Origin of the sequence: Streptomyces sp. NPDC002773, from assembly GCF_040295605.1 — a bacterium.
Lineage (GTDB): Bacteria > Actinomycetota > Actinomycetes > Streptomycetales > Streptomycetaceae > Streptomyces.
The window spans coordinates 31,955-44,888 of sequence record NZ_JBEOVO010000027.1; the positions used below are offsets into that span (position 1 = coordinate 31,955).

Annotated in this window: 11 protein-coding genes; 9 read left to right on the top strand and 2 right to left on the bottom strand. The window is 71.5% G+C overall.

The features are described from left to right. Positions 1–57: 57 nt before the first annotated feature. The gene (locus ABT034_RS26780; RefSeq protein ID WP_351219513.1) at positions 58–891 is read left to right on the top strand and encodes an NAD(P)H-binding protein; all 834 of its coding nucleotides are present in this window, start codon (positions 58–60) and stop codon (positions 889–891) included. 18 nt (positions 892–909) lie between these two features. Here ABT034_RS26780 and ABT034_RS26785 read toward each other — a convergent pair whose 3' ends face one another. After that, positions 910–1,479: a hypothetical protein gene (locus ABT034_RS26785; protein ID WP_351219515.1), complete on the bottom strand. Its 570-nt coding sequence runs from the start codon at positions 1,477–1,479 to the stop codon at positions 910–912. Positions 1,480–1,607: 128 nt separating this feature from the next. Beyond that, complete coding sequence (locus ABT034_RS26790) at positions 1,608–3,350, bottom strand: dolichyl-phosphate-mannose--protein mannosyltransferase (protein ID WP_351219517.1); 1,743 nt, start codon at positions 3,348–3,350, stop codon at positions 1,608–1,610. Between the two features lie 52 nt (positions 3,351–3,402). On the opposite strand from ABT034_RS26790, the gene rsmI reads away from it, so the two are divergent. The 8 genes from rsmI (at position 3,403) to ABT034_RS26830 (ending at position 12,921) form a co-directional block, all read left to right on the top strand. After that, the gene (gene rsmI / locus ABT034_RS26795; RefSeq protein WP_351219519.1) at positions 3,403–4,290 is read left to right on the top strand and encodes a 16S rRNA (cytidine(1402)-2'-O)-methyltransferase; all 888 of its coding nucleotides are present in this window, start codon (positions 3,403–3,405) and stop codon (positions 4,288–4,290) included. 138 nt (positions 4,291–4,428) lie between these two features. Next, complete coding sequence (locus ABT034_RS26800) at positions 4,429–4,848, top strand: hypothetical protein (protein WP_351219521.1); 420 nt, start codon at positions 4,429–4,431, stop codon at positions 4,846–4,848. Positions 4,849–4,912: 64 nt separating this feature from the next. Continuing rightward, on the top strand, positions 4,913–5,782 hold the full coding sequence (locus tag ABT034_RS26805) for a TatD family hydrolase (RefSeq protein WP_351219523.1): 870 nt from the start codon (positions 4,913–4,915) through the stop codon (positions 5,780–5,782). Between the two features lie 95 nt (positions 5,783–5,877). Then, on the top strand, positions 5,878–7,212 hold the full coding sequence (locus tag ABT034_RS26810; protein WP_351219525.1) for a resuscitation-promoting factor: 1,335 nt from the start codon (positions 5,878–5,880) through the stop codon (positions 7,210–7,212). Between the two features lie 16 nt (positions 7,213–7,228). Continuing rightward, positions 7,229–8,101 (top strand): 16S rRNA (adenine(1518)-N(6)/adenine(1519)-N(6))-dimethyltransferase RsmA, encoded by an 873-nt coding sequence (rsmA, locus tag ABT034_RS26815; protein WP_351219527.1) that lies wholly within the window; start codon positions 7,229–7,231, stop codon positions 8,099–8,101. Then, complete coding sequence (locus ABT034_RS26820) at positions 8,098–9,015, top strand: 4-(cytidine 5'-diphospho)-2-C-methyl-D-erythritol kinase (protein WP_351219529.1); 918 nt, start codon at positions 8,098–8,100, stop codon at positions 9,013–9,015. The genes rsmA and ABT034_RS26820 overlap by 4 nt, the downstream gene beginning before the upstream one ends. A gap of 115 nt (positions 9,016–9,130) precedes the next feature. Further along, complete coding sequence (locus ABT034_RS26825; RefSeq protein ID WP_351219531.1) at positions 9,131–10,936, top strand: ABC-F family ATP-binding cassette domain-containing protein; 1,806 nt, start codon at positions 9,131–9,133, stop codon at positions 10,934–10,936. Between the two features lie 113 nt (positions 10,937–11,049). After that, positions 11,050–12,921 (top strand): outer membrane protein assembly factor BamB family protein, encoded by a 1,872-nt coding sequence (locus ABT034_RS26830; protein ID WP_351219533.1) that lies wholly within the window; start codon positions 11,050–11,052, stop codon positions 12,919–12,921. The last annotated feature ends 13 nt before the right edge of the window (positions 12,922–12,934 follow it).

A 12,934-nucleotide genomic window follows, 5' to 3' on the forward strand; every position in this document is an offset into this window, starting at 1 on the left:
GATTGAGCTTCTAACGTGTTCTCTAGTTGATCATCTGACGGCGGGAGAAACACGCTCGTGATCCTCGTGACCGGAGCCACCGGAAACATAGGCAGCGCCCTGCTGAAGGAGCTGCACGCACGCAGTGCCGGGCCACTGAGGGGACTCACCCGTGATGCCGCACGGGCCGTCTTCCCCGACGGGGTCGAGGCCGTGGAGGGCGACTTCGCACAGCCGGCGTCGTTGAAGCCCGCGCTGCAAGGGGTGCGCTCGCTGTTTCTCGTGTCACGTCTGGGCTCGGACGCCGACATACTCGAAGCCGCCCGACAAGCGGGTGTGGAGCATGTCGTGCTGGTGTCGTCCATCACCGTTCAGACCCACCCGCACCTCGGCCCCGCCGCCGAGAACCTGGAGGTGGAGCAACTGCTCAAGGCGAGCGGCATGGCCTGGACGATCCTGCGGCCGACGCAGTTCGCCTCGAACGCGCTGATGTGGGCGGCGTCCATCCGTGGCCACGAGACCGTCCGCGCGCCGTACGCCGAGACCGCGCTGCCGACCATCCATCCCGCGGACATCGCGGCGGTGGCAGGGGTGGCACTGACCGAGCCCGGCCACCAGGGGCGCACGTATGCCTTGACCGGTCCAGAGCCGGTGACCGCCCGACAGCAGGTCGAGGCCATCGCGGCAGCACTGGGGCGGGAGGTTCCCTTCGCCGAAATCAGCCGCCTGCAGGCCCACGCACAGATGGCCGCGGTCTTCGGGGCCGAGGCCGCGGAAGCGGTACTCGACGTCACGGGCGGAGACGTGAACGACGAGCTGCTGATGGTGCGCGACACGGTTTCACAGATCACTGGAACCCCCGCCCGCCCGTTCCGGCAGTGGGCTTCGGAGAACGCCCACGCCTTCCGTTGAACCGCCTGCGGGCCGGGGTCAGTGCTGCACGCGCACACCAAGCGTCATGTGCGCGGTGGAAGCGAAGGAATGCCAAGCAACGCTTGCGTTCCTGTTGCAGGCTGCAACTTGCTCTTTGGTGGCGCTGACCTCTGCTGCGTCGCCGCTCTGAACTGCCCCGGGCCACCCGAGCGCCGCAACGTGGAGGTGCTGTGCTGCTGAGGACAGGTTGCGTGCCGATGAGACCAGGTTGTCAGGACCCCAGAGCTGAAGCTTGGCAGCGGCAATCGTGAGAGCTATGAACGCTTCGTGCAGCGCGGTGAACTGCTCTTCGGAGACGGCTTGGTCTCGTGAGATGCGACCTTGGCATTCCACGGAAACGGAATAGAACCGCATCCACGCGGACACGGTCTCGTCGCACGCCTGCCTCCGATGCTCGCGAGTCCACTGCTCGTGCTCGGCGGAGGCCTGATGCGCGACCTGTACATGGACGGCCTCAATCGTCTTCTGCGCGCCAACACGCGCTCCGTAGGCGGTCGCCAGGCCGCCGATGCCGGCACCCACCACTCCGGCGATCCCGGCCAGCGCTGCTGCTAGTCCTTGGTCCATGCCGTCATTCTGCTTCAGCCGGTGATTGACGGGGAGTCAGCCGCCCTGGTGGTCCATGCAGGCGGAGCCACCGACAACCACCAAGGGGGCGCGACCATCGGCCGCGCCCCCTTGGTGTCTTCACGCAGCTACACCCAGGTGTCCAGCCACATCCTGTTTCGCCACTGGTCTATCGGAATCGGCGTGCCCGTGTAGATCGGCCAGAAGTAGATGAAATTCCAGACGATCAGCAGCACCAGACATCCCGCCGCCACCGCGCCGAATGTGCGGCGTCTTTCCGTCGAGCCCGCGGGGCCGATGATCGCTCCCACCATCATCGCCACCGCCAGGCACAGGAAGGGCACGAAGACGACCGCGTAGAAGAGGAAGATCGTGCGTTCCTGGTAGAGGAACCACGGGACCCAGCCGGCCGCGATGCCGCAGGCGATCGCGCCCGCGCGCCAGTCGCGGCGGAAGGCCCAGCGCCACAGGATGTACAGGATGGCGAAGCAGGCGGCCCACCACAGGAGCGGGGTGCCGAGGGCCAGGACCTCCTGCGCGCACTTCTCCTTCGTCGTGGCCGGGCAGCCCGCCGTGCCGGGGGCGGGGGACTCGTAGAAGTAGGAGACCGGGCGGCCGAGGACGATCCACGACCACGGGTTCGACTCGTACGTGTGCGGCGAGGTCAGGCCGACGTGGAAGTTGAAGACCTCGTACTCGTAGTGCCAGAGGCTGCGCCACCAGTCCGGCAGCCAGCTCCACGTCCCGCCGCCGTCGAGCTTGTCCTGCTTCTCGGCCCAGTCGCGGAAGTAGCCCTTGTCGGAGACGAGCCAGCCCGTCCACGTCGCCAGGTACGTGGCGATCGCCACCGGCACCACCGACACGAACGCCGGGAGGAGGTCCCTCTTGAGCACCGCGAGGTACGGGCGGACCGCGCCCGCCGTGCGCCGGCCGCCGACGTCCCACAGGACCGTCATCAGGCCGAAGGCCGCCATGACGTAGAGGCCGTTCCACTTGGTTCCCGCCGCGAGCCCCAGCATCACACCGGCCGCGATCCGCCACGGCCGCCACCCCAGGCGCAGCGCGTCCGCGATCTCGCCGTCCGGTCGCAGCACCCCCTCCTCGTCCTCCGGGAGCGCCCCCGCGAGCCGCTTCCTGCTCCGGTCGCGGTCCAGGACCAGGCAGCCGAACGCGGCCAGCACGAAGAACATCAGGACCTGGTCGAGGAGCGCCGTGCGGCTCATCACGAAGTGCAGCCCGTCGACGGCGAGCAGCAGACCCGCCAGACAGCCCAGGAACGTCGACCGGAAGAGCCGCCGGCCGATCCGGCACAGCATCAGGACGGACAGCGTGCCGAGCAGCGCCACCATGAAGCGCCAGCCGAACGGCTCGAAGCCGAAGATCTTCTCGCCGACGCCGATGACCCACTTGCCCATCGGGGGATGGACGACGTACCCCGGATCGGTCGGTACGAGGATCGACCCCGGGTCCTGCAGGACCGTCTTGTCGATGTCCTTCGGCCACGCCCCCTCGTACCCCTGGTTGATGACGGCCCAGGAGTCCTTGGCGTAGTACGTCTCGTCGAATATCACCGCGTTCGGCTTGCCGAGGTTCCAGAACCTGAGCAGTCCTGCGACCGCCGTGACCAGGAGCGGACCGCCCCAGGCCATCAGCCGCCACAGCCGCTCGCCGCGGCCGGCGCCGATGCCGAGGAGCGACAGGACACGCTCGGACGGGCGGGTGTACGGGGGCACGAGCCGCTCCCGCAGCCCGATGGGTGCGGCGTTTCCGGCGGGCGGCACATAGCCGAAACGCCGGAGCCGCTGTTGCCACGAAGGGGGCTCTGCCACGGCGTGCCGGCCCTCCAGGGCCTCGGGTGCGGTACTGGTCACCGCGCCATCGTAGGGAACGCGCCTGTGCGCGTCGCCCGGCCGGGCTGGGAGGATGGCCCGTGTGACAGGAACGCTGGTACTCGCAGGGACCCCCATCGGTGACATCGCGGACGCTCCGCCCCGACTCGCCACCGAACTGGAGAACGCGGACATCGTGGCCGCCGAGGACACCCGGAGGCTGCGGGGTCTGACCCGGGCCCTCGGCATCCACACCTCGGGACGGGTCGTCTCGTACTTCGAGGGCAACGAGTCCGCCCGTACGCCGGAGCTGGTCGAGGCGCTGGTCGGCGGTGCCCGGGTGCTCCTCGTGACCGACGCGGGCATGCCGTCCGTCTCGGACCCCGGCTACCGGCTCGTCGCCGCCGCCGTCGAGCAGGACATCAAGGTCACGGCCGTCCCCGGCCCGTCCGCCGTGCTCACCGCCCTCGCCCTCTCCGGGCTCCCCGTGGACCGCTTCTGCTTCGAGGGCTTCCTGCCCCGGAAGGCGGGGGAGCGGCTCGGGAAGCTGCGCGAGGTGGCGGACGAGCGCCGGACCCTCGTCTACTTCGAGGCCCCGCACCGGCTCGACGACACGCTCGCCGCCATGGCGGAGGTCTTCGGCGCCGAGCGCAGGGCCGCCGTCTGCCGCGAGCTGACCAAGACGTACGAGGAGGTCAAGCGAGGCCCGCTGGCCGAGCTCGCCGCCTGGGCGGCCGAGGGCGTACGCGGCGAGATCACGGTCGTCGTCGAGGGCGCCCCGGAGACCGGCCCGGCCGAGCTCGACGCCGAGGAGCTGGTGCGCAGGGTGCAGGTGCGCGAGGAGGCGGGGGAGCGGCGCAAGGAGGCGATCGCCGCGGTCGCCGCCGACGCGGGGCTGCCCAAGCGCGAGGTGTTCGATGCCGTCGTCGCGGCAAAGAACGCGGCTGGAAAAGGCCCAGGAAACGGCAAAGAGCTAATCTGAGAGGCAAAGCCGAACCCGGCGCCGGGACCTTTCCTTGGGCGCTTGGCAAGGGAAGAGCCAAAAGCCTTCCATGGTTCGACCCGCGCTGATGCGCTCCGGCCCGAAAAGGCGTCCACTGATCAGTGGAGAGGAGCTGGCATGAGCGAGATCACCGGCACCGGCATATCCGTCGCCCATGAGGCGTACGCCTTCGCCTGCATGCGCTGCGGATACGGCTGGGAGCAGGCGTACGACATCGAGCACCACGTCGACGCCGCCGGCCATGAATTCGTCGTCTACAAGGCCGAGGGAGAGCGGGTCCCGTCCCCGCTGTCCAGCCCCACCTGCATGAACTGCGGCGGACACGTCGTCCGCATCATGCGCGCGGGGCAGGTGTCGTCCGTGCTCGACCTGATCGCGGCGACGGAGAAGCACCAGCAGGGGGCGAGGGCGACCAGGCCCGTCTCGATGGCCGGCCCCATCGGTCAGGAGCTGACCGAGAACGGCCCCGAGAGGCCCCCGGTGCCGCACCACTGGCACCTGTCGGACCTCCTGCATCCCTTCCGGCGCCGCGAGTGACCGACCCCGCGCACGGGCGCTGACCCCGCGCAGAGGCGCTCGTGGCCCTCGTACGATCGGGGGCATGAGTGCCAAGGACGCCCCGCCGCCGCTGCCCGAACCCCTCCTCGTCGAGGTCGCGGACTCGCACACCCACCTCGACCTGCAGTCCGGGACCGTCGAGGAGGCCCTCGTCAAGGCCGCCGCCGTCGGGGTGACCACGGTCGTGCAGGTCGGCTGCGACGTGAAGGGCTCCCAGTGGGCGGCCGAGACCGCCGCCGCCCACGAGCACGTCCACGCGGCCGTCGCCCTGCACCCCAACGAAGCCCCGCGGATCGTCCTCGGCGACCCCGACGGCTGGTCCCGGCAGGGCGCGCGCCCGGGCGGCGGCGAGGCGGCCCTCGACGACGCGCTCGGCGAGATCGACCGCCTCGCCGCCCTCCCGTACGTCCGCGGTGTCGGCGAGACCGGGCTCGACTTCTTCCGTACGGGCCCCGAGGGCATCGCCGCGCAGGAGCGTTCCTTCCGCGCCCACATCGAGATCGCCAAGCGCCACGGCAAGGCGCTCGTCATCCACGACCGCGAGGCCCACGCCGACGTGCTGCGCGTCCTCGACGAGGAGGGCGCCCCCGAGCGGACCGTCTTCCACTGCTACTCCGGCGACGCCGCCATGGCCGAGATCTGCGCCGCCAAGGGCTACTACATGTCCTTCGCGGGCAACGTCACCTTCAAGAACGCCCAGCACCTGCGGGACGCGCTCGCCGTCGCCCCCCTGGAGCTCGTCCTCGTCGAGACGGACGCGCCCTTCCTCACCCCGGCGCCCTACCGGGGCCGCCCGAACGCCCCGTACCTGATCCCGGTCACCCTGCGGGCGATGGCGGAGGTGCGGGGCATCGAGGAGAACGAGATGGCCGAGGCCATCGCCGTGAACACCGCCCGCGCCTTCGACTACTGATCCCCGATCCCCGCCGGACACGGACCATAACGATTACGTGTCGTAGTCGGGTCGTTCGGGAGAGTCACCGAACGCGAGGCTAGGGTCCCGGCCTCGTGAGCACTTCCCAGGGCAGTCACCGAGCGGGACGCCGCGGCGCGGGCGCGAGCGCGACCCTGCCCGTGCACGAGCAGCCGACGATGGCGGCACCACTGGCGCCACCCGTGGCAGGAGCCGTCCCAGGCGTCGGCGCGGGATCCGTGCCGGGCCAGGGCTCCCCCGGCCAGGGCTCCCCCGCCCAAGGCCCCCGCGCCGGATCCCGCCGCGCCGCCCGCCGCCGCAAGGCCTCCGGGCCCGCCGGGGAGGGTCTGCGGCGGCTCGTCCCGCAGGCACTCGTCGTCGCCTTCCTCGCCGGCGGCACCAGCGCCTTCGTCGCCGACGACAAGGCGATCAGGCTGTCCGTCGACGGCGTCCCCCGCACCTTCCACACCTTCGCCGACGACGTCGACGAGCTCCTCGCCGACGAGGGCCTCACCGTCGGCGCCCACGACATCGTCGCGCCCGCCCCCGCCGAGGCCCTGGTCAGCGGCGACGAGGTCGTCGTCCGGTACGGGCGCCCCGTCGCCCTCACCCTCGACGGGCACCGCCGCCAGGTGTGGACGACCGCCCGCACCGTCGAGGGCGCCCTGCGCCAGCTCGGGGTCCGGGCCGAGGGCGCGTACCTCTCGGTCTCCCGCGGCGCCTCCATCTCCCGCGAGGGCCTCACCCTCGACGTCCGTACCGAGCGGACGATCACCTTCCTCGCCGACGGGCGCGAGCGGACCGTCCGTACCAACGCCGCCACCGTCCGCGAGGCCCTCGCCGAGGCCGGGATCACCCTCTCCGGCCAGGACGCCGTCTCCGTCGCCCCCGGCTCCTTCCCCCGCGACGGCCAGACCGTGTCCGTGCTGCGGATCACCGGCTCCCGGCAGGTACGGGAGGAGGCGATCCCGTACGCCGTCGAGCGGGTCCGCGACCCCGACCTCTTCGCCGGCACCGAGGTCGTCGAACGGCAGGGCGTCAGCGGCGTCCGCCGTGTCACGTACAGCATCCGCAGCGTCAACGGGGTGAAGCAGAAGCCCCGCCGCACCGGCGAGGAGATCGTCCGCGAACCCGTCAGCCGCAAGGTGCGGGTCGGCACCCGGCAGCTGCCCACCTCCGTCGCCGGCGCCGACGGCCTCGACTGGGGCGCGCTCGCCGCCTGCGAGTCCGGCGGCCGACCGGGCGCGGTCGACCCCTCGGGGACGTACGGCGGGCTCTACCAGTTCGACCCCGGCACCTGGCACTCCCTCGGCGGTAGCGGCGTCGCCCAGGACGCGCCCGCCGCCGAGCAGACGTTCCGGGCCAAGAAGCTGTACGTGCAGCGGGGGGCGAGTCCGTGGCCCCACTGCGGCCGACGCCTCCACGGGTGAGCCGTAGGCTGTACCGGTGAGCACCACCACCGGCCCCGAAAGCCCCGACGCCCTCCTCGGCCCCGCCGACATCCGTGAGCTGGCCGCCGCCCTCGGCGTGCGCCCCACGAAGCAGAAGGGCCAGAACTTCGTCATCGACGCCAACACCGTCCGGCGGATCGTCCGCACGGCCGAGGTGCGGCCCGACGACGTGGTCGTGGAGGTGGGGCCGGGACTCGGCTCCCTCACCCTGGCCCTCCTGGAGGCCGCGGACCGGGTGACGGCCGTCGAGATCGACGACGTCCTCGCCGCCGCGCTGCCCGCGACGATCGCCGCCCGCATGCCCGCGCGTGCGGACCGTTTCGCGCTCGTCCACTCCGACGCCATGCAGGTCCAGGAGCTGCCGGGCCCGGCGCCGACCGCGCTCGTCGCGAACCTGCCGTACAACGTGGCCGTGCCGGTCCTGCTCCACATGCTGGAGCGGTTCCCGAGCATCGAGCGGACCCTCGTCATGGTCCAGGCGGAGGTCGCCGACCGGCTGGCCGCCAAGCCGGGGAACAAGGTGTACGGCGTCCCCTCGGTCAAGGCCAACTGGTACGCGGAGGTCAAGCGGGCCGGGTCCATCGGCCGCAACGTCTTCTGGCCCGCGCCGAACGTCGACTCGGGCCTCGTCGCCCTGGTCCGGCGTACCGAGCCGCTCGCGACCACCGCGACCCGGCAGGAGGTCTTCGCGGTCGTCGACGCGGCCTTCGCGCAGCGCCGCAAGACCCTGCGGGCGGCCCTCGCGACCTGGGCGGGTTCGCCCGCGGCGGCGGAGGAGGCCCTGGTGAAGGCCGGGATCTCGCCGCAGGCGCGCGGCGAGGCGCTGACGGTGGAGGAGTTCGCCCGGATCGCGGAGGCGAAGGCGTGAGCGCCTCCCGTCCGGGTGCCGTCACCGTCCGCGTGCCCGCCAAGGTCAACGTCCAGCTCGCGGTGGGCGCGGCCCGCCCCGACGGCTTCCACGACCTGGCCAACGTCTTCCTCGCCGTCTCCCTGTACGACGAGGTCACGGCCACGCCCGCCGCCGAACTGACCGTCACCTGCGAGGGTCCGGACGCCGACAAGGTGCCGCTGGACCGCACGAACCTGGCGGCGCGGGCCGCGGAGCTGCTCGCGGCCCGGCACGGCATCTCCCCGGACGTGCACCTGCACATCGTCAAGGACATCCCGGTCGCGGGCGGCATGGCGGGCGGCAGCGCGGACGGCGCGGGCGCCCTGCTCGCCTGCGACGCGCTGTGGGGCCTGAACACCCCCCGCGAGGACCTCCTGGAGATCTGCGCCGAGCTCGGCTCCGACGTGCCCTTCAGCCTGGTCGGCGGGGCGGCGCTCGGCACCGGGCGCGGGGAGAAGCTGACCGGGCTGCCGGTCGGCGGGACCTTCCACTGGGTGTTCGCCGTCGCCGACGGCGGGCTTTCGACCCCGGCGGTGTACGGCGAGTTCGACCGTCTCACCGAGGGCGTCGAGGTCCCGGAACCGGCCGCGTCCCCTGCCCTCCTCCAGGCCCTGCGCGCCGGCGACACGACCGCGCTCGCGGGCGTCCTCGCCAACGACCTCCAGGCGGCGGCGCTCTCCCTGCGCCCGTCGCTCAGGGCGACCCTGACGGCGGGCACCGAGGCGGGCGCGCTGGCCGCCCTCGTCTCCGGCTCGGGCCCGACGACGGCGTTCCTGGTGAAGGACGCGGAGACGGCGGAGACGGTGGCCAGGGCCCTCGTCGCCTCGGGCACGTGCCGAACGGCCCGCACGGCGACGTCCCCCGCCCCCGGCGCCGCGATCCTCCCCGCCTGACACCCGGCGCCCCAGGGGCCTCATGCCCCTGCGGAAACAGACCATCACAGAGAGTGACCACGGCGGCTCACCGTCTACTCTGGGATGTCGAACGATCCCCCCGTACAGGAGTGAAATGGCCGTCAACCTGGTCAATGTCGAGGCCGTCACCAAGGTCTACGGCACCCGTGCCCTCCTCGACGGGGTCTCGCTCGGTGTCTCCGAGGGGGACCGGATCGGGGTCGTGGGCCGCAACGGCGACGGCAAGACCACCCTCATCCGGATGCTCGCCAAGCTGGAGGAGGCCGACACCGGCCGGGTCACCCACAGTGGCGGGCTGCGGCTCGGGGTGCTCACGCAGCACGACTCGCTCGACCCGGAGGCCACCATCCGGCACGAGGTCATCGGCGTCATGGCCGACCACGAGTGGGCCGGCAGCGCCAAGATCCGGGACGTGCTCACCGGGCTCTTCGGCGGGCTCGACCTGCCCGGTTTCGAGCAGGGGCTCGACACCGTCATCGGTCCGCTCTCCGGCGGCGAGCGGCGGCGCATCGCGCTCGCCAAGCTCCTCATCGACGACCAGGACCTGATCGTCCTCGACGAGCCCACCAACCACCTCGACGTCGAGGGCATCTCCTGGCTCGCCCAGCACCTCCAGAACCGCCGCTCCGCGCTCGTCTGCGTCACCCACGACCGCTGGTTCCTCGACCAGGTCTGCACCCGCATGTGGGACGTGCAGCGCGGTGACGTGCACGAGTACGAGGGCGGCTACTCGGACTACGTCTTCGCGCGCGCCGAGCGCGAGCGCATCGCCGCCACCGAGGAGACCAAGCGGCAGAACCTGATGCGCAAGGAGCTGGCCTGGCTGCGGCGCGGTGCCCCCGCCCGTACGTCCAAGCCGCGCTACCGCATCGAGGCCGCCAACGAGCTGATCGCCGACGTGCCGCCGCCGCGCGACACCTCCGAGCTGATGAAGTTCGCCAACGCCCGCCTCGGCAAGACGGTCTTCGACCTGGAGGACGTGACCGTCACCGCCGGTCCCAAGACGCTCCTCCAGCACCTCACCTGGCAGCTCGGCCCCGGCGACCGCATCGGTCTCGTCGGCGTCAACGGCGCGGGCAAGACGTCACTCCTGCGGGCACTCGCGGACGCCGCCGTCAGTCAGGGCGAGATCCAGCCCGCGGCCGGCTCCGTCACCGTCGGCAAGACCGTCCGGCTCGCCTACCTCTCCCAGGACGTCACCGAACTCCCCGCCTCCCTGCGGGTCCTGGAGGCCGTCCAGCAGATCCGCGACCGGGTCGACCTCGGCAAGGGCCGCGAGATGACGGCCGGTCAGCTCTGCGAGCAGTTCGGCTTCACCAAGGAGAAGCAGTGGACGCCCGTCGGCGACCTCTCCGGCGGTGAGCGCCGCCGTCTCCAGCTGCTGCGCCTCCTGATGGACGAGCCGAACGTCCTCTTCCTCGACGAGCCCACCAACGACCTCGACATCGAGACCCTCACCCAGCTGGAGGACCTCCTCGACGGCTGGCCCGGCTCCATGGTCGTCATCTCCCACGACCGGTTCTTCATCGAACGCACCACCGACAAGACGCTCGCGCTGCTCGGCGACAAGGCGCTGCGGATGCTGCCGCGCGGCATCGACGAGTACCTGGAGCGGCGCCGGAAGATGATCGAGGCGTCCGTCCCGACGCCGGCCGCCGCGCCCGCGCAGACGAAGCCCGGTGTCTCGGCTGCCGACTCACGCGCCGCCAAGAAGGAGCTGCAGAAGGTCGAGCGTCAGCTCGACAAGGTCTCCCAGAAGGAGGCCAGGCTGCACACGCAGATCGCCGACAACGCCACCGACTTCGAGAAGGTGGCGAAGCTCGACGCGGAGCTGCGTGAACTCGTGGGGGAGCGCGAGGAACTGGAGATGCGTTGGCTCGAACTGGCCGAGGACGCATAACGAGGGCATCACAGGCCGGTCCTCCCTTGGGTACAAGGGACGGACCGGTCGCTTTTGCGCCACGGCGTGAGTGGTAGAAAGAAAACCCGTTCACGTCAAGGGGGAAACCGCTGATGACCCAGCCGCCCAGCAACCAGCCGCCGGGGGGCTTCGGAGCCCCCCAGGACCCGAACCAGGGCCCCTCGCACCAGGGCCAGCCCCAGGGCATGCCGCCCGTGCCGCCCGTCCCGCCGCAGGCGCCCCAGGCGCCTCCGGCACCCCAGTCCCCGCCGCCCGCCGCGCCCGGACCGTACGGCCAGCCGCCGCAGCCCGGTTACGGGTACCCGCAGCAGGCCCCCGGGCCGTACGGCCAGCAGCCCGCGCCGCAGCAGCCGTACGGCTACCCGCAGCAGGGCCAGCAGCCCGGATACGGCCAACAGGGCGGCCCCGGCTACCCGCAGCAGCCCGGACCGTACGGCCAGCAGCAGAACCCGTACGGCGGCTACCCCAGCCAGCCGGGGTACCCGGGCGCCCCCACCCCGCCGCCCTCCGGCGGCGGACTCAAGGGCCGGACCGGTGTCGTCGCCGCCGTGGCCGCCGCGGCCGTCCTGGTGGCCGCCGTCACCACCTGGGCCGTCGTCGGCGGTGACGACGAGAAGGACCCGGTCGCCCTTCCGACCGCCACCGCCCCCGTGACGTCCTCCTCCGGAGCCCCCGCGCCCACCGAGTCGGTGGACAAGGGCGACGGCTCCGGCGACGGCTCGAACGGCGAGGAGGACCTCAACGCGGGCCGCCAGGCCGGCGAGGCCAAGATCAACTACCTGCTCAAGAACAACGTCGACCTGCCCCGCAACGGCGCCGACGTCCTCGGCCCGTGGATCATCGGCGACACCGTCGTCAAGGCCATGTACAAGAGCATCGACGGCTACAGCCTGAGCGACGGCTCCGCCAAGTGGCACATCGACGTGCCGTTCGAGCTGTGCGCGGCGCCGCCGGCGCCCGCCGCCAACGGCACCATGGTCTTCGCGTACGGGGACAGCGCCAAGGACGGCGCCAAGTGCACCGAGCTCCAGCAGATCGACCTCAAGACCGGCAAGAAGGGCTGGAAGAAGTCGGTCCCCAAGGCCACCGGCCTGTTCGCCTTCTCCGACAACACCCTGGCGATCAGCGGCAACACGGTCACCGCGGCCGGTTCCAGCACCGCCTACGGCTTCTCCCTCACCGACGGCAAGCAGCTGTTCAAGGGCGCCACCACGGGCTGCAAGCCCTTCGCGTACGCGGGCGGCAGCAAGCTGATCGCCGCCATGGACTGCCCCTCGGGCAGCACCACCAAGAAGGTCCAGGCCGTCGGCGAGGTCGACCCGGCCACCGGCAAGCCCCGGTTCACCTTCCAGCTGGAGGCGGACTGGGAGGTCGACAAGGTCTACTCGGTCGACCCGCTCGTCGTCTCCGCCACCCAGCGCGAGCAGAAGAAGTGGACCATCTTCGCGCTCGACGCCAAGGGCAAGCTGCGCTCGCAGATCCAGGGCGGCAAGGACAAGTTCGCCCCGTCCTGCGGCGGCAGCTTCGTCGTCTTCGGCAAGAACCTCCAGGGCTGCACCGGAGTCGCCGCCGACGCCAACACCTTCTACATGTCCACCGAGACCTCGTACGGCAAGCCCAACGAGGTCGTCGCCTTCGACCTGAAGACGGGCAAGGCAAAGTGGCGCTCCAAGGCGCCGGGTGAGCAGTCGATGATCCCGCTGCGCATGGAAGGCGGTCAGGTCCTGGTCTACGTCGACCCGGCGTACGACAAGGGCGGCGCCGTCGCGACCATCGCCCCGACCGGCGGCGCGCCGAAGATCCTGCTCCAGCACCCGGCGTCGTCGGCCCAGGTCGAGAGCAGCTTCTACGACCCGGGGTTCGCCTACGGCAGCGGCACCTTCGTCGTGACGAGCGGGCGCGTCTCCGCGTCGAACGACAAGGAAGAGAAGCAGGTCAAGACGATGATGGCGTTCAGCAAGTGAGGTATTCGGACCG